At 46.3% G+C, this 17,654-nt stretch carries 17 protein-coding genes; 5 read left to right on the forward strand and 12 right to left on the reverse strand.

From position 1 onward, the window contains the following. Window positions 1-2: 2 nt before the first annotated feature. The 7 genes from ASG33_RS06480 to ASG33_RS06510 form a co-directional block, all read right to left on the reverse strand. Window positions 3-2,180 carry a DUF5916 domain-containing protein gene (locus ASG33_RS06480; RefSeq protein WP_056281511.1) on the reverse strand — a complete coding sequence of 726 codons (2,178 nt, stop codon included), beginning with the start codon at window positions 2,178-2,180 and terminating at the stop codon, window positions 3-5. 40 nt (window positions 2,181-2,220) lie between these two features. Further along, window positions 2,221-2,520, reverse strand: coding sequence for a DUF3817 domain-containing protein (locus ASG33_RS06485; RefSeq protein WP_056281513.1), 300 nt, complete (start codon window positions 2,518-2,520; stop codon window positions 2,221-2,223). Between the two features lie 144 nt (window positions 2,521-2,664). Next, entirely contained in the window at window positions 2,665-5,265 is a 2,601-nt protein-coding gene (gene ccsA, locus ASG33_RS06490) for a cytochrome c biogenesis protein CcsA (protein ID WP_056281516.1), read from the reverse strand. After that, the gene (locus ASG33_RS06495; protein ID WP_056281518.1) at window positions 5,262-5,696 is read right to left on the reverse strand and encodes a cytochrome c maturation protein CcmE; all 435 of its coding nucleotides are present in this window, start codon (window positions 5,694-5,696) and stop codon (window positions 5,262-5,264) included. Before ASG33_RS06495 ends, ccsA (ASG33_RS06490) begins: the two co-directional genes overlap by 4 nt. A gap of 9 nt (window positions 5,697-5,705) precedes the next feature. Beyond that, a complete protein-coding gene (locus ASG33_RS06500; RefSeq protein WP_056283375.1) occupies window positions 5,706-5,927 on the reverse strand; it encodes a CcmD family protein in 222 nt (73 codons plus the stop codon). A 68-nt stretch (window positions 5,928-5,995) separates the two neighbouring features. Next, entirely contained in the window at window positions 5,996-6,685 is a 690-nt protein-coding gene (gene ccsA / locus ASG33_RS06505; RefSeq protein ID WP_056281520.1) for a cytochrome c biogenesis protein CcsA, read from the reverse strand. 45 nt (window positions 6,686-6,730) lie between these two features. Next, window positions 6,731-7,393, reverse strand: coding sequence for a heme exporter protein CcmB (locus ASG33_RS06510; RefSeq protein WP_056283378.1), 663 nt, complete (start codon window positions 7,391-7,393; stop codon window positions 6,731-6,733). 242 nt (window positions 7,394-7,635) lie between these two features. Here ASG33_RS06510 and ASG33_RS06515 point away from each other — a divergent pair, with 242 nt between their 5' ends. Next, complete coding sequence (locus tag ASG33_RS06515; RefSeq protein ID WP_031525588.1) at window positions 7,636-7,863, forward strand: FeoA family protein; 228 nt, start codon at window positions 7,636-7,638, stop codon at window positions 7,861-7,863. 28 nt (window positions 7,864-7,891) lie between these two features. Beyond that, window positions 7,892-10,027 (forward strand): ferrous iron transport protein B, encoded by a 2,136-nt coding sequence (gene feoB / locus ASG33_RS06520; protein ID WP_056281522.1) that lies wholly within the window; start codon window positions 7,892-7,894, stop codon window positions 10,025-10,027. A 135-nt stretch (window positions 10,028-10,162) separates the two neighbouring features. Here the strand turns inward: feoB and ASG33_RS26240 are convergent, their stop codons facing one another. Beyond that, the gene (locus tag ASG33_RS26240) at window positions 10,163-10,468 is read right to left on the reverse strand and encodes a BrnT family toxin (protein ID WP_056281524.1); all 306 of its coding nucleotides are present in this window, start codon (window positions 10,466-10,468) and stop codon (window positions 10,163-10,165) included. A 39-nt stretch (window positions 10,469-10,507) separates the two neighbouring features. Further along, complete coding sequence (locus ASG33_RS06530; RefSeq protein ID WP_056281526.1) at window positions 10,508-11,989, reverse strand: bifunctional ADP-dependent NAD(P)H-hydrate dehydratase/NAD(P)H-hydrate epimerase; 1,482 nt, start codon at window positions 11,987-11,989, stop codon at window positions 10,508-10,510. Window positions 11,990-12,204: 215 nt separating this feature from the next. Here ASG33_RS06530 and rplS point away from each other — a divergent pair, with 215 nt between their 5' ends. Beyond that, the gene (gene rplS / locus ASG33_RS06535) at window positions 12,205-12,567 is read left to right on the forward strand and encodes a 50S ribosomal protein L19 (RefSeq protein ID WP_056281529.1); all 363 of its coding nucleotides are present in this window, start codon (window positions 12,205-12,207) and stop codon (window positions 12,565-12,567) included. Between the two features lie 95 nt (window positions 12,568-12,662). Continuing rightward, window positions 12,663-13,442 (forward strand): diaminopimelate epimerase, encoded by a 780-nt coding sequence (gene dapF / locus ASG33_RS06540; RefSeq protein ID WP_056281532.1) that lies wholly within the window; start codon window positions 12,663-12,665, stop codon window positions 13,440-13,442. Window positions 13,443-13,461: 19 nt separating this feature from the next. Here the strand turns inward: dapF and ASG33_RS06545 are convergent, their stop codons facing one another. Beyond that, on the reverse strand, window positions 13,462-13,761 hold the full coding sequence (locus ASG33_RS06545) for a rhodanese-like domain-containing protein (RefSeq protein ID WP_056281535.1): 300 nt from the start codon (window positions 13,759-13,761) through the stop codon (window positions 13,462-13,464). After that, complete coding sequence (locus ASG33_RS06550; protein WP_056281538.1) at window positions 13,762-14,904, reverse strand: DEAD/DEAH box helicase; 1,143 nt, start codon at window positions 14,902-14,904, stop codon at window positions 13,762-13,764. It lies immediately after the preceding gene. A gap of 167 nt (window positions 14,905-15,071) precedes the next feature. Between ASG33_RS06550 and ASG33_RS06555 the strand changes: the two genes are divergently transcribed. Beyond that, window positions 15,072-15,896, forward strand: coding sequence for a hypothetical protein (locus tag ASG33_RS06555; RefSeq protein ID WP_056281541.1), 825 nt, complete (start codon window positions 15,072-15,074; stop codon window positions 15,894-15,896). Between the two features lie 12 nt (window positions 15,897-15,908). Here ASG33_RS06555 and ASG33_RS06560 read toward each other — a convergent pair whose 3' ends face one another. After that, window positions 15,909-17,639, reverse strand: coding sequence for a M14 family metallopeptidase (locus ASG33_RS06560; RefSeq protein ID WP_056281542.1), 1,731 nt, complete (start codon window positions 17,637-17,639; stop codon window positions 15,909-15,911). Between the last annotated feature and the right edge of the window lie 15 nt (window positions 17,640-17,654).

Genomic DNA, 17,654 nt, shown 5'->3' on the forward strand with positions numbered 1-17,654 from the left:
TGCTATAAATTCCACCAGTAAGTAAACTTCAACACAACAGCTCTGTTTTTAACGCGGAAATTCTCGGGTAAATAGTTGTCGGTATACACGATAAACAAGTCAGAAGCTGGCTTGTACCTCCATTGCAGACGGGCATTCAGGTTGATATTGTCAGCCTGATTGTTGTACTGCATGAATGTCGTGAAGAACAGCCGGTTCGTGAAGGTAACATCTACACGCGGCCCCACGAGCCAGAGCTGCGTGCGGTTCCAGGGTTCGGGAAGACGGATATCGTTGTAGTTTCCCGCCATTGTAATAGCCACATAAGGCTGAAAACGATAACCCAGCTCCGCGCGGAGGTTGTTTCTGTGCCCATTTTGATAGTAACCCCCGAAAATACCCGACGCGAGGAAGGTAAAGCGGTTTTGTGGACCAGAGACAATGTCAAAACCGGTGGCCTTCCATTTATGAAGACTGCCCGTTTCCAGAGTGAAACTGCCCAGGTTTGTTGGGTCAAATGGACGAAGCAAACGAATGTCATAGCTTGCAGCCCACAACGCAATTGTAGCCCTGCTGATAAAATTCACATTGTAGGATAATGTAAATTCTTTATCACTAACATTGAATTTATTATCCCAATACACATTGCTGACCAGCTTTGGTCCGTGACTTATGATTTTCGGGTTTTTGATAAAAAACAGGTAACCGACATTAGGACTGATCTTGTAGTATCCCTGGCGCGTTGCATTGGGTACATATCCGACTTCTGCATTGAAGTTTTTACCCACATACTCATGCTGCCACTGCCAGAAGAAGTTGGCACGATTGAATTTAAGGTCAGCTGCGTGCGTGAAATCATTACCTGATTTGCCGGGAGTAAACGATTTCAGCACCATTACTTTACCTGTCCAAAGGTTTTTCGCACTGGCCAGGTTGAATTCCGCACCGACATTCCGGTTGTAGCGATTGGTACCTACATGTCGCTCGGCCACAAAGTTGGTCGCATCCTTATTTACAAAAATGAAACGCACGTTGGAACGGGCAAGTACCTGTCGCTGTAATGCGAGAACGGCGTAGTTATTTCTGGGAGTTAATGTATCATTTGAGCCCGTCTGTACATCGAGCAAGCCTACACGCCAGTTTTTATTGATCTTGCCGCTTACCCTCGCACCAAACTGGATAGGTACTCCCAAACCAATGCGACGAGAAAAGAATGGGCGAATGGTAGCGTACCCGAAGTTGGCGAAAAGGTCAGCGTTTTCGAGAAAAAACTGGCGTCGCTCCGGGAAAAATAGCTCAAACCGATCCAGGTTAGTTTGCTGTACATCCACATCCACCTGCGAAAAATCTGGATTGACTGTCAGGTCCAGGTTCATGGAAGGTGTAAGTCCGATCTTCACATCACCGCCGATAGCGGGTTTGTAGTTTGGATGTGCATCGGTTTGATAGTTTTTGGTCAAACGCGTCGCTGCGTAAGGAATAAGCGAAACGTTTGGTCCCGGGTTCGGTGGCGGGGTATCCCAGACCAGCACGCCCGTGTAAGCTAGCGAAGCCGAAGGAAACTGGCGTGGTACCGGCGCCCAGGCCGACTTTTCGGAGATTGTCAGATCCTGGCGGCTGAAATTAATTCCCCAGCGGGTAATACCGGGTTTGTAGCGAATACTTTTGAATGGAACCGCAGCTTCCCAAACCCATTTGTCATCGTCGTTTTTCACCACACTGACCCATTTATTATCCCAGCTCAGATCCACAGTACCGCCGTCGCCCTGCTGTCCGTCCCAGGGAGCTCCTGCCGCATTGGCCCCAAACGAAAAACCGTTTGTCTTATCGTCAAACGTATCCATGAAGAGGAGAAAGTTGTCGTTTTTACCAAAAGAGAAATCCCTTTTCAGTGACTCGACGATAATGGAACCTTTCACGGGCTTGTGGTTGACGACGAGTATGTAGAGGTTGTTCTTGTCATAGCAGAGCTTTACGTCGGTCTGTGCCCGCGAAAAGCTGGTGTCCATGGGCGTAATCATAAAGAAGTCCCGCGCCGTTTCCGCAGCGCCCCAGGCCATATCATCGGCTACACCGTCGATAACAGGCTCCGACGTTGCTGCATGAATGTGGTACTGGTAATTTTCATTGGGTTTCTGGGCAATGCTTCCTGAAATGATTAGGCAGAATAATAGGCAGGTTAGGATAGAAGTACGTTGCACTTGTCGGGGTTAAGGAATTAGGAAGATGGAGCTGAATGCATTAGTTTCTGAACCACTTGGCATCGGCATAAAATGTGCCAAAAGGAACAATCGAAGAAAGGAAAGATAAGAGCGACTTTTTAAAAGACCAGCTTCTTTCTATTGCAACCTGAATAAGTAAAATAACGAAAAGGACGAAAAGAACACCGTGGGCTGTACCCACGTGACGAACAGCCATCGGCATGCCTGCGAAATATTTCAATGGCATTGCAATGCCGAGTAAAACCAGGTAAGATATACCCTCCAAAAAAGCCACGATGCGAAGGCGGCCCAATGCAGATTTAATAAGGTCGGAAAACATATTGAAATTCAGATTAGAAATAACAGATTGGAATGTAAAGATACATACTGAACGGTTTTGAACCCGGAACTTTTTGTATACACCATAACAAAAAAGAGGGTTCAGCCAAAGCTAAACCCTCTTTCCGGGAGACCCGGCTATTCGTTACACAGCTGCCACTTTCTTCGTTTTCACTTTCGGAAGTCCGGCAGGTGCATTTTCCTTATTTCTCATTTTTACAAAATCCTTGAAGCGGCGGATAGTAGCCATTGTAAAGCCGATCACCAGTACGAATGTACCCAGCCAAAGAATGTTGATCAGTGGCTTCTCCGTTGCTTTCATAACAATGAAATCACGTTGGGTAGTGTTCACGCCGAAGGTAAATTGCCCAGTTTGCGGATTGATTTCCTGGAACTGGATGCGTAAACCCAGATCGTTGCTCGTTTCCGGTTTGCGGGCCACCATTCTGTCGCGGATTACGAATGAAGGTGTAATCACAAACTCCTTATCCTTATCCAGAATGCGGACGATGGCTTTTACAGCAGCATCGCCAGAGCCCAATGTAACACCTTCTACTTCTTCCGTCCTTACTACATTGTCCAGAACAGCTACGTAATCGTTAACGAAAAACGTGTCGCGCAGGTTAACTGTAAAGTTCTCAGTCTGGCTCCAAACCGGCTCAGCAGTAGGGTTGGTGACCATGGAAACGTAGGTGTACAAATCTTTATCAACCTTGCGCTGAATGTCCGGAGAGGAGACAATGCCGCCCATTCTCGGGTTGATCTGTACGCGGGGGAACAATGTAAAAATCCGGCCTGACGGTTCGCGGTACTCGATTTCGTAGTAGAAGTTTTCGGGGAAAATCTCGATAGTATCTCCCTTTGCATTGTATTTCTTTCCGTCTAATACAATATCGCGCAATGCCACAGCATGGAAATCGCCTTCTACGATATCAACCCAGCTTTTTGGTATATAGCCCGGAATGTGGCGTGGTTCTACGCGTACATCGCGCCAGGTAAGCATATAGTCGCCCATTTTCTCGGCTTTGTTGAGCCAGAGCGTAATGTTCTCCTTGTTCTCTTTATTGTCGTTGCTTGTAAATTCCTCACTGCGAGAGATCATCAAACCTGAGTTGTTAATCGAAACAACTTTGGTATAGGCAGACGAAAACAGGATCCCTATCAGCATCAATGCAACACCAATGTGCGTTATTGCGCCTCCTGACAGGTTATAGTTTCCACGAATGATATTCAGCAGGATCGTTCCGTTTGCAACAATGGCGAAGATGGCGGTTGTGAGCAGCACGATGTACTGGATATCACTCACACCTTTTACCGTAATCACAGCCGCACTGATCAGAAGCGAGATAAGCAGTGGGTTATAAAGTGCCTGCAGATTTCCTTTGCCCGTGCGTTTCCACCAGAAGAACTGACCGATACCAGTCAACACGATGATAAGCGAGAAGAACCAGAGCTGGAATTTATTGTAATGGGCGATCTGGTCGGCCGGCAGCGCCATGTTCAATACCGTTCCAAATGCTTCGGCTATCTTATTGTAAACCGGGATTGATGTTGTAGCCAGAATCTGAAATCCGGAAAGGCAAAGCAGGGTAGCGCCAATGAAAATCCAGAATTCCTGAGAGTAGGTAGATACTTCCTCTTCGTCGCTCGGCAAAGATTTCCAGCGGTAAACCAGCAGTGCAATCGAAACGATTGTGAATGTGAAAAGGTAGATCAGTAACTGACCGGACAAGCCAAGATCTGTAAACGAGTGAACAGAAGCGTTACCTAAAACTCCACTTCGCGTCATAAACGTGGAATAAAGGATCAGGATAAATGTCGCGATTGTTAATATGAAGGATGTTTTCAATGCAGTTGCATTCCTCCTTGCGATGATCATGGTATGAACCGCCGCTACGAGCACCAGCCAGGGTACAATGGAAGAATTTTCAACTGGATCCCAGTTCCAGTAGCTACCGAAGTTAAGCGTCTCGTAAGCCCAGTAGGCACCCATTAAAATTCCGACACCGAGTATCAGCGCAGAGAAAAGTGCCCATGGCAATGCAGGACGTACCCATTCCTGAATTTTCTTGCTCCAAAGTCCTGCGATCGCAAATGAAAACGGGATCAGCGTGGAAGCGAAGCCGAGGAAAAGGGTAGGAGGGTGGATTACCATCCAATAGTTTTGCAACAGCGGGTTCAAACCATTTCCGTCTTTTGGAATGAAGTTCGGGTCCATCTTGTAGACAGGCAGATCCGGCATTACTTCTTTTAATAACAAGAACGGGGTAGAACCTATTTTCAGATCCAGGCCTGGAATGACCACGCCGAGGATCATCGATGTAAGGAATGCTTGTACCAATGCAAAAACCGTCATCACAGGAGCCTCCCATGAACGGTTTGAGAAGATCAGAATGCAGCCCAGCACTACATTCCAGAAAATCCATAGCAGGAAGCTGCCTTCCTGATCCTGCCAGAAGCTGGAAATGGTATAACCGGTTGGTAGAGAAAGCGAGGAGTTTTTCCAGGCATAGTGGTATTCAAAATAGTGGTTTCCGATAATCCAGTACAGCGAAAATACCACACCGATTACCGCAGCCATATGGACAAAGAACACAACCCTCGCAAATCGTTTCCAGGTGAGGGTATCTTCCAGCGAAGCCGCCTGCATTCCGGATTTGAAATAGGCGAATGTAGCAACTAGCGCTGTTACAAATGCAATAATAACCAGCAGGTGCCCTGCACTTCCTATGGTACTGTGAATCATGATTGTACTGCGGTATGTTCAGTGGTTTCCATCTTCCCGTTCTCGTATTTAGACGGACATTTCATGAGTATTTTTTCAGCTGAAAATGTTCCGTTTTTCATTTTACCAACCACAACAACCTGTTCTGATTTGTCAAAATCCTGAGGTTTAGAGTTTTTGTAAACAACCTTTTGCTCAACATTATTATTATCCACCAGCGTGAACACAAAGTAGTTAGGGTCTACTTCTGGCTGGTATTCCATTTCAAGGATCTGGCCGACATTGTCTTTTTTAAGTTTTCCAACAACGTGGATACTTTCTTCGTCACCATCCTTGGCCATTTCCCTGGCTTTGGTAAAATCTACATAAGTACTTGCGTCTCCGGCAGTTGAGACGATAATTCCTATTGCAACCGCAATAATGATAAGGCCGAATATCTGGATCTTTTTCACTGGATTAACCTATTTGATATTTAACTCTTTTTCAATTTTTCTAAGCTTGCTGTCAATGCGCAGCATATTAATGGCAATTCCCGCAAACACTACGGCAATTACAGCCACAACGACCCAGATCTTACCATCTTCTCGCAGCTTATCGGCCATAGGCACATCGTCAGTGGCCTGTGCGAATACATTGACGGATAGAAGAAGTAAGGTCAGCAGGATGAGAGAAAGTCTTTTCATCATATTTAATAGACTCAAAATCTTAACGAAATTTTGATTTGAAATGTTTACCGGATTCTAAATTAAGCTTAGTGTGCGACTTTATCGCCGGTTGTCAGGGATTCTTCCTGCACCCGGTTGATGTGCTTCATACGTATCCGCAGCTCGGCCAGCCAGAGTCCCAGAAGGATATAACCGATCACAGCCGGGTAAAATACTTTGCGGATATCGTTGTTGAAATCGTAAGAGCCGAATGTGCTGTTACCGCCACTTCCCGGATGCAGCGAGTCTGTAAGTCTGGGCAGGATGTAAATGATCGGGATAAAAACGGCAAATGCGAAAATGTTGTAAACCGATGAAATCCGCGCTTTTCTCTGCTCGTCCTCAAAGGAGCTTCTCAGCAGCAGGTAAGCCAGGTAAATCAATATTCCGACAGCCGCTCCATTCAATTTCGGATCGTTTGGCCAGGGATCCCCCCAGGTGTAATTGGCCCAGATAGAGCCCGTCAGGCAACCTAGTATACCAAAGAAAATGGCAGACTTGGCAAGCTCGCTGGCGATATCGTCGTCGTTGATTTTTCCCTTGTTCAGGTACCTGATCGAAAAAACCATGGATAAAAACAGCAGGGTTGTCATGGCAAGCCAAAGTGCCACGTGAAAGTAGGTATTGCGGATACTTTCGTTGATAATGGCCAGGCGCGGTACGGGCCCGATCAATCCCATGACGATCACATAAAATATGATCGCGATACACAGGATTTTCCACCAGATCTTTCTCATTTTGAATCTTTTTACCTTAATGTTTGTGCCCGCTCTCTGCTAAAATCAACTTCTCCACAGATAAGGAAAAAGCAGGTAGCTGAGCGTAATTACTATGAGATCAATAGATAATAGTGTGGTGATTTCGTCCGTACTGACAGACCAATCCAGTCCGTCAAGCGCGTTTTTCGCCAGCCTGATTGTCATCAGAAGCATGGGCAGGATGATAGGGAAGCTGAGTACCGCCATTAAGGTCGCACTGTTGTCTGCTTTGGAGGCGATACCTGCCACCAGCGTGAGCACGGAAGCAAAACCGATTGCCGCCAGCACAATGCTGATCAGATACAAGCCGATATCTCCCACCGGATTTCCCATAACCAGAGAATAGATCGCAAAACCGATTCCCGACAATGCGAGCATGATCAGCGAATTATAAATGATTTTGGAAATGATAATCGCTTGGGGGCTGCACAAGCTGTAATAGTACATCAGCCGTCCATGCCGTTCCTGAGAAAAACTCTTGGCAATTGCATTGACCGCTGTAAACAAGATAATGATCCAGAATAACGTATTCCAAACGATAGGAGTGAGCTGGTTCCGGCGAAGGCTGAAACTCAGGTAAGCCACAAAAACGGTGCTGACAACGTACAGTAACATGCCGCTAAGCGCATATTTTTGTCGCCATTCCAGGGTTACTTCTTTCCAGATTAGGGTTCTGATCTCGTTCAAATCGTGCAATCGGCTATCTGCGATCAGCTATCGGAGCGTCGCTTAATGATGAAAATCCCGGACTGGGATCCTCTGTTTCGAGCTGCAAAAATACGACATAAAGCCTCAGGGAAATAATAAAACGGACAGGATTTTGAGCGACTGTTGTCATAAAGCATTTGAATTCCGCGTGGAAATATTTGAATTGCGGGTGGATAGTGCTTTATTTGTGGTTTAAATAAAATCAATCTAAATAAGCATAGATGCCCGGCAAGAATGTAGCTCAGCTTCGCAAAGGCGAAACAGGTGTGATCAAATCTTTCACCGACCGGGATCTGTCTTTGAAGTTGCTGGAAATGGGCTGTCTGCCCGGTGCGGAGGTGAGAGTGGAAGCGGTGGCACCCTTTGGCGATCCGATCTGCATTAATGTTTCCGGCCAGTATAGTTTATCTCTTCGCCTTAACGAAGCGTCTGTCATTGAGTTGGAATAAGGTTTAATGCTGTTTACAGTCTTCTCCATTGAAACAAGGAAATATAAAAGTAGCGCTGGTAGGTAACCCGAATGCCGGCAAATCCACATTATTTAATGCATTAACCGGTTTACGTCAGAAAACCGGCAACTTCCCTGGTGTTACAGTCTCCAAAAAGTCAGGAACATTTAGAATCCCTTCCAATAATAACCACGAAGAAGCACAGGTAACCCTGGTCGACTTGCCCGGATTGTACAGTATCTATCCTAAATCGAAGGATGAAAGTGTGGTAATGGACATTCTGGCTAATCCAAAACATCCAGACTTTCCGGACGTGGTTGTAATTGTGGTGGACGCTTCGAACCTGCAACGAAACCTGCTGCTGTTTACCGAAGTGAGCGACCTTGGGATACCTTCCGTCATTGCTTTGAATATGCTTGACGTTGCGGAAAGTATGAGCCTCACAGTGAATGCAGTACAGCTTGCAATGCAGCTGAATGTGCCTGTTGTCAGTATCAATGCAAGAACAGGAAAGGGAGTTGACAAGTTGAGGGATGCGATCGGGCAGCTTTACCATTCTCAGGAGAAGGCCGCGCAACGCTATTTTTACGAACCACAGGAAAGTGAGGTAAATCTTATCGGAGAAGTCAAAGAGATTTACCAGCTTGAAAATGACTATGTTGCATTGCAATATGTTTGTCAGCACGATAATTTCTCCTTCCTCGAACAGCCGGCCCGGACACGTTTGGATAAGCTGATCGAGAAGTATGGTTTTGATGAAAAGCATTTTCTCGCCACGGAGACCATTGCGCGGTATGAAAAGATCAAACCGATTGTTTCAAAAGCAGTTAAATCTGCCGGGATCACGGAGCAACCTTACTGGACCAGAAAGCTGGACAGTATCCTGCTGCATCCGTTTTGGGGTTACATCTCGTTTCTGGCTGTCCTGGTCATCGTATTTCAGGCCATTTTCGCGTGGGCAACTTACCCCAGCGACCTGATCGATGCAGGTATTGCGCAAGTAATCGAATGGACTAAGGAAGTACTTCCGCCTGGGGTTTTAAATGACCTGATTACGGACGGTATCCTTGCGGGAATTGCTGGCATTGTCGTTTTTATTCCACCTATTGCTATTCTTTTTGCATTGGTTTCGATCCTCGAAGAATCGGGGTATATGGCTCGGGTAATGGTAATCATGGACAAATTAATGCGTCCATTTGGCTTAAATGGCCGGAGTGTGGTGCCTCTTATTTCAGGAGCTGCCTGTGCGGTACCCGCGATTATGACGACAAGGAGCATCAGCAGCAGATATGAACGGCTGCTTACCATCCTGGTCACTCCCCTGATGAGCTGTTCTGCGCGGTTGCCCATTTATACGATTCTTATTGCGCTGGTGGTACCATCTACCACAGTGCTTGGTTTTCTCAATTTGCAGGGTCTGGTTTTACTCGGACTGTATGCTTTGGGTTTGATTGGTGCCTTGTTCTCAGCCTGGCTGCTTTCACTTTTTATTCCAAGAAAAGAGCCCAGCTATTTCATGCTTGAAATGCCTTCCTATAAGTTGCCAAGGTGGGGACATGTGGGTTTTACGATGTACGATAGTGTAAAATCGTTTGTGCTCGAAGCCGGGAAAGTGATCATGGCGATCTCGATCATTCTTTGGGTGTTGTCCAATTATGGTCCGGGCGATAAGATGGCGCTGGCCGAGCAGCAGACTGTTGAGCAAATGCAGGCTGCACCTCAGGAGCAAATTGATGCGGCAGTAGCTTCGGCAAGATTGGAGAATTCCTATGCAGGACAGTTCGGTCGTTTTATCGAACCTGCAATCCGCCCGCTAGGCTACGATTGGAAGATCGGGATTGCGTTGCTTGCTTCTTTCGCGGCGCGGGAGGTATTTGTGGGTACAATGGCTACTATATACAGTATTAGTGGTGATTCGGAGGATGTACCTACGGTAAAAGAGCGGCTTTTGCAGGAGAAGAATCCGGATACCGGAGCGCCGATGTTCAGTCTGGCAGTATGTTTTTCACTCCTGATGTTCTACGTATTCGCGATGATGTGTATGAGTACGATCGCAGTGGTACAGCGCGAAACCCACGGCTGGAAATGGCCACTGATCCAATTAGCTTACCTCATGGTACTTGCGTACGGATCAGCATTTGTAGTTTATCAGTTGCTGAGTTGAGCTGCTTCGATGTCGGAATGCGTTATCCGCTTTTTGCCACGAGATAGGTCAACGATTGTGGAAAGATCTACTTCCAGAGGTTGATTAAAATCTTTCAAGGAAACATTTTTGGGCATGGTCCGAACAAAAAAAGGTTTACTTGCTTTTGCAGTATAATTCCTTCTCTTTTTCGCGGGCAACCCGTGTTCCAATGATTCTGACTTTCCCATCTCTAACTAAAAAATAAGAAGTTAATATTCTTTTCAGGAAGCTGGTTCCAATGCAAAGGAAGCGAACTTCTCTGGATCTGTTGCTAATCAGGATTAGCCTATCGAGGTCTCTAAAAGTACTTTCCGCCTCAATATTAAGGATTTGGTGTTTTTCCTCAGATTTTCGTTCGTTTCCTTTGTCCCAATCAAAGTTTAGTGGTGCCAATTGCAAATCAACTAATATGATATGCATTTAGACGTACATGACTCAAATTAGTAACGTATTCCAATATCACCAACCCAGGCTATCCACAACATCGGAAGCAATTAATGCGCTTTGACCTCTTTGAGCGGCGGCTTTGTCCCCGGCCAATCCGTGTTGGTATACTCCGAAAATTGCGGCTTCGTGAGGTTTGTATTTTTGAGCTAACAGACTGAGGATTATTCCCGTCAGTACGTCGCCGGTACCGCCCGTTGCCATTCCGGGGTTTCCTGTTGAATTGAAATGTACTTCTCCATTTGGAAGAATGACAGCGGTATTAGCACCTTTCAGACATATAATGACCTTGTGTTTCGCCGCAAATTCCCGACCAAGTTCAAGACGATCAAATTCGTTCTCACTATCACCTGCCAGTCGCTGGAATTCTTTCGGGTGCGGAGTCAGAATGGTGTTCTTGGGTAGCTTGTCCAACAAGTCGCGTTTCGAGGATAGTATGTTCAGCGCATCTGCATCTATGATCAAAGGTACCCTGACTTCTTCGAGCAATCTTTCAAGTACATTCGCCACCTCGGCCTCCTGTCCGACTCCCGGCCCGATTCCCACCGCCGAGTAGGAGCTAAGCTCAGGCAATTTACTCAGGTGATTTTGCGCCTGATCTGCTGAAACCATGGCTTCCGGAATGGAGATCTGAATGATATTGTAGCCGCAAAGCGGAGAATGCATTGTCAATAAACCCACTCCTGAGCGCAGGCAGGCTTTTCCGGATAACACTGCCGCACCCATTTTACCGAAACTCCCGGCCAGCAGCAAAGCGTGTCCATAGGTGCCTTTATGCGAAAATTTATTCCGTGGCTTAACCAGCAGTTCAGCTGCCTGTCGATCGGTGAAGAAGTACGGACTTTGGGCTTCATTAATGAACTGTTGATTCAACCCGATATCAACTACGTGCCACTCTCCGGTGAAAGCGGCATTTTGCGGGAATAAGAATGAAAGCTTCGGAAGTTGAAAAGTAACCGTAAAATCCGGCTCTATAATCACGTCCTCTTTCGCATTCGACTGGTCTGTGTAGAGTCCGCTTGCTATGTCAACAGATACAATCCTGTTGGGTAATGCGTTGATTCTGGCGATGATTTCAGCCAGAATTCCCTCTACCGGCCGCGACAAGCCTGACCCAAGTAATGCATCAATGCAAACAACCTGGTGCGAAATCACTGGGAAGTCAGCAACTGACTGAATGTAAACCGGCGTAAGCTGATCCTGCAACCGGATCAGATTGGCTTGGAAATCTTCTGAACTTTTGTCTGTATATTCAACAATAGCAACCTGCACATCGTAGCTCCGCTGGCTAAGTAAACGCGCAATCGCCAGGCCGTCGCCGCCATTGTTTCCCTTTCCGCAAAACACGCAGATTGGTCTTGTATTAACATATTGATTGCAAAACCAGCTGACAAAAGCTGCCGACGCACGTTCCATCAGATCGAGAGAAGAAATAGGTTCGTTTTCAATCGTGTATTTGTCCAGGCTCCGGATTTGTTCTGCACTTAATATTTTCATGCCCTTTATAATGAATGAGGTAAGTATCTGTTCCAAATCTTCATACCAGCTGGTCTGGCCGATTGTTTTACGCCAATAATTGCGATTAGTGCTTTTAGATAAGCGGAAATAATCTTAGATTTGCACTCGTTTTCGCAAAAGCTGTTTTGAATGAAGGGGCGTCACCCCGTCCGCTGGGAACAAGCTATCACTTAAATCTATAAAAAGCATTCGTCATGAGCGAACTTATTAAACTCGTAGAAGCTACGATTGAAAATCGTAAATCCGAGTATCCTGAATTTTCATCAGGCGACACAATCAACGTACACGTTAAGATTCGTGAAGGTAACAAAGAGCGTATCCAGCAATTCCAGGGTACCGTTATGCAACGTCGTAATCTTAGCTCAAGCGGCGAAACTTTTACAGTACGTAAAATCTCAAACGGCATAGGTGTTGAACGTGTTTTCCCAATTCTTTCACCAAGTATCGCGAAAATCGAATTGATCCGTCGCGGTAAGGTGCGTCGTTCACGTTTGTTCTATCTACGTGGCCGTCAGGGTAAAGCAGCTCGTATTAAGGAGCTTAAAGCGACTAAATAAAGTCCGTCTCAAAAATTTTAAAACCCTGCAAGTGATTTTTTCTTGCAGGGTTTTGTTGTTTTGTACAAATCCGTCAACTCAAACAGCAAAATACAATGACAATCGAATTCTTCAAATACCAGGGCACCGGAAATGATTTCGTGATGGTCGACGACAGAAACCTGCAATTCCCGGTTTCGAAAGAACTCATTGCGTCAATCTGCCACAGAAGATTCGGTGTAGGCGCTGACGGGCTGATCCTGCTTCAAAATGACACAGCGTACGATTTCAGAATGGTATATTTCAATGCAGACGGTGGAGAAGGCAGCATGTGCGGCAATGGCGGGCGCTGTGTTGTTCAGTTTGCCAGCGACCTTGGCGTTTTCTCCGGTAAAACGCGGTTTATAGCTATTGACGGCGAGCACGAAGCTACAATCAGCGGCGACACCATCACGCTAAAAATGTCGGGAGTGAAAGATTTGGAGCGGTACGATGCATTTGATTTCATGAATACAGGCTCCCCACATTACGTCACTTATGTGGATGATGTAAATGAAGCAGATGTTGTAGGTATAGGAAGCGAGATCCGGTATGGTTCGGTTTATGGACCCAAAGGCGGCACAAACGTGAATTTCGTTGAGATAATCGAGGAGAACCATCTGAGCGTAAGAACGTACGAGCGCGGGGTAGAGGATGAAACGTTCAGCTGCGGAACCGGCGTTACAGCTTGTGCATTATCTGCCCATTTAAGAAAAGGCTGGGGAAGTCCGATCAAAGTAGAAACAATCGGCGGTACGCTGCAAGTCGCTTTTACCAACACTGACAATGGCGAATTCAGCGATATTTATCTGATTGGCCCGGCCGTAAAGGTTTTCAGCGGTACATTGACTGTATAGGGATTTGCAGGAAGGCAGCCTAACTTTCGAGTATGCCGCCTTTTACATGAAAAATGGTCTTTTCAGACCATTCAGGCACCCGGCAATAGTCCATCGCAGCTACCTTGCTGCGAACACCGTTGGTGCAGATCACAATAATAGGATCGTAGTTTGCCAGCAGCTCCCTCTTTTCCCTGATATCAGCGAGCGGGATGTTGATCCCGCCCTCATTAAATTCCTCAAATTCCCATTGCTCACGCACGTCAACAAGCACTGAACCTGGCTTTTTGGTCAAATCCAGTGCCTGTGACAAGCTGATATCAGAGTAACTCTTACGCATTTACCTCAATACAGCAAAAGGATGGTTGGTCTCAACCGGGATGTTTTTGGCGATCAGCTTGTGAATGTCGCGTAGAAAAAGCTTTTCTTCTTTGTCGCAAAAGGAGATAGCAATCCCTTTTGCTCCCGCGCGGCCGGTCCGCCCAATCCTGTGAACATAAGTTTCCGGAATATTCGGGATTTCATAATTGATCACGTGGGTAAGATCGTCTACGTCAATTCCGCGGGCAGCGATATCAGTTGCTACCAAAACGCGGGTAGTCTGGCTTTTGAAGTTTTTCAATGCATTTTGACGTGCATTCTGCGATTTATTACCGTGGATAGCTTCCGATGTAACGCCGGCTTTTCTCAAAACCTTCACCACTTTATCGGCTCCGTGTTTGGTACGTGTAAAAACCAATGCAGTTGAAATAGACTGGTCTTGCAAAATATGCAGCAGCAGCGAATTCTTATCCGATTTGTCCACAAAGAAAACAGACTGTCTGATCGTATCAGCTGTGGATGAAACCGGAGTTACTTCCACTTTTACAGGCTGGTTCAGGATCGTTCCCGCAAGCTGCACAATTGCAGCCGGCATGGTAGCCGAGAAGAAAAGTGACTGCCTTTTAGCCGGCAATAATTTTATAACTTTTTTGACGTCATGCACAAAACCCATATCCAGCATACGGTCTGCCTCGTCTAAAACGAAAAATTCCAGCTGGTTGAGTTTAATGAAACCCTGGGTGATCAGGTCGAGCAAGCGGCCCGGTGTCGCCACCAGGATATCAACTCCTCTTCTTAATGCGTCGGTCTGGGGCTTCTGCCCGACACCACCGAATATCACTGTATGTTTTAACCCGGTATGGCGGCCATAAGCAGCGAAACTTTCGCCGATCTGAATCGCAAGTTCCCTCGTTGGTGTTAGTATCAATGCGCGGATCCGCTGTCTCTCGGTATTGCCAACAGGCTTGTTGTAAAGCAGTTGCAACATAGGTATTGCAAAAGCGGCCGTTTTTCCTGTGCCGGTCTGCGCGCAGCCGAGCAGGTCTTTCTGGTCTAAAATAATCGGGATCGCTTTTGCCTGAATAGGGGTGGGGGTAGTGTATCCTTCTTCTTTCAGAGCCTTCGTAATAGGCTCAATGAGTGTTAATTCCTGAAATGTCATTTGTTTTATTTAGCGGCTGTTTCAGATATTGATTCCCAGCCAGATTTTATTGTGGCCAGCGGCCGACGGTATAACAGCAGTTACGTTTTTAACGTTCATGAAAAAATATCGCACGATTGTCTGCCCTTTTCATAAATTTAGCTAATTCTCATCAACCATATGTAGCCATGATCAAAAACAGTACTTTAACATTCCTGCTCTCCCTCATGTTTTTTGCCGTACACGCGCAGGATATCATCGTCAGGAAAAATGGAAAAACAGTCGAAGGAAAGGTAACCGAAGTAGGCGTCGACCGCATTACTTACAAGATTAACAAGGAAGAGAGCAGCGCCAATTTCGTGATCCTCAAAAAGGATGTTCTACGCATTGAATTCGAAAATGGACAAACCGTTTTCATGACCGACCGAATTGATGGTGGCCGGGCCAGGACCGTCGTAGAACGTGAAAATGAAGATTTCGGCGCTAACCTGATCAACATCTCTCCATTTAAAGCACTTGACAGCGGCCCCGGTTTCGGCATCAGCTACGAGCGTATAGTGGACAAAAAAGGCTATTTCGGAATCATTATTCCGCTGACTGTCACCATTCCTGGAACTTCCACCTACATCTTTGACGTGTCAGATAACAATGGATCTTACATGTTCTATTTTTCTCCCGGTTTAAAAATCTATCCATTCGGACAGCGAAAAGTTACCTATGCCGTCGGTCCGAACTTCTTCTTCGGCAAAGGCGAAAGATGGAATAATTCATCGATCTACGATCCCAATACAGGCGGGTATATCTCAAACGAGCAAAACACTGAATGGGTGAGAATGGGCTTGCTGGTTAACAACTACATTAATTTTCAGGTTACACCCAAATTTCAGATCAGCCTCAACGGTGGCCTGGGTTCCAGGTATGTGGACCGGGAAAAGTACCAGGTATCTACCACCGTTATCCGTGGCCTGCAGGTAACCGGCGAATTCAGTTTCAGCCTCGGATTCAGGTTCTGATCATGCAATAATCTATTTAACAACCCTGAAAACCGGATACCGCAAGTATTCCTTCTCGCGGTAAACCGACTGATCATAAATAAAGTCGAGCTGGGCATTTGCATTCTTTGCAAACTCCGGTTCGGCTTTCTTTTTTGCTTCCAGCTTTTGTTTCAGCTCAGGTGATTTGGCAAGAAGCGCCGCCGCCAGATCTTCAAAGACATAATTGGAATAATGCTCCTTCGCCTGCAAAATCGTGTCAAAGAAATTCCATTTGAAAAAGGAGTCCACTGCTTTCGGTTCCAATGTTTCTACAATATAGCGGTTAGTCCATTGGTTGACAGGTATATACCAGTCTCCTTTCTTGAAGGGAAGCCTTTGTTTTTCAGTTCTGACATTTACGCTGGTATGCCAGTAATGTCCCTCAAATGGCGACTTTGGTGATTCCAGATCTTCTATATAGTAGGTTTCAACATCAAGTTCCGTATCTTTTTCAAGCTGCTGCATGGATACCTGGTTGAGTTTCAACAATGCAACTACGTTATGCCAGCCTTGCGGAATCACATATGCATCTGGTTTCGTGACTTCGTCCAGCGGAACGTAAGTATCATAGAAAGGGATTGTTTTGGTAAATGGCTTTGTGCGGTCATAATGAAGCCGCTGGGCTCCGGTTACCTCGCTTTTGATATACTCTGGTTCGTACCCTTTGAATTCGATCTGCGTATTTTTCTCCTTATCCACCTGCCAGGTTATCGCAAATCGCTCCTGCGTTTTCACCGATTCTTTCGTTTCCTGGCGTAATTTCAGCAGCTTGTTCCTGTTAGCAGCCAGGAATTTGAGGTTCCCGTGCAGGTAAGCGTACGTGACCTTCACACGCTGATCGTACGGTTTGAGCATGTGGGTCTCTGTCATCACACCAATCGTGTGAAACAATGCCGCATAACCCGTAGAATACCGCGGCCAGTCAGGAAACTGAACAAATCCTTTGTCGGGCGTCTGGCCCCAGGCATTTACATAAGGAGTGGATTCAAACCCTGCCTCTTTCAGGTGTTTGTACATATAAGGCAGGAAAACATCATTGTTGAAATCGCCCAGCGGTCCGCCCAGCTTGTCTTTCTGCGCATAGTCGAGGGTCATCACATATTGGTAATCTGCTCCATTGCTTACGTGCGTATCTGCAAAAAGATCGGGGTCCAGCTCGTGGAAAATAGCCGCGAAACTCCGTGCATTTCGCGTATCACTTTTGATGAAGTCTCTGTTCAGGTCATAATTGCGCGCATTTCCCCGAAATCCATATTCCTCAGGACCTTCCTGATTGGTGCGCGTCGTACTGTTCCGGTTCAATGCGCCGCCAATGTTATAGAATGGAATAATTGCAAGCACCACACTATCCATTTCAGGGTACTTACCTGGATTTGTTACGATATCCCTGAGTAGCATCATGGAAGCATCCACGCCGTCGGATTCTCCCGGGTGAATCGCATTGTTGACGAACAAAATTGCCTTGCGCTGCGCTTTCAGCTTTTTAATATCAAAAACCTTGTTTTTCGAATACAGTACCAGGTGCAGCGGCCAGCCACTATCTGTCGGGCCTTTTTCGGTGATCTGAATCTGCGGGAAATTCTTTGCGAGCAGTTTATAAAACGCGATACCTTCATCGTAAGTCGGTGTTTGCTTGCCGCCGCTTGTTTCAAAACGCGTTTTGTACTGGGCATTCGCAAAAAGGTGGGTAAGAAGCAGGAGTGAAATCAGCAGTATTCGCATTGTATAATCGGGGGA

The organism is Dyadobacter sp. Leaf189 (genome assembly GCF_001424405.1).
GTDB lineage: Bacteria > Bacteroidota > Bacteroidia > Cytophagales > Spirosomataceae > Dyadobacter.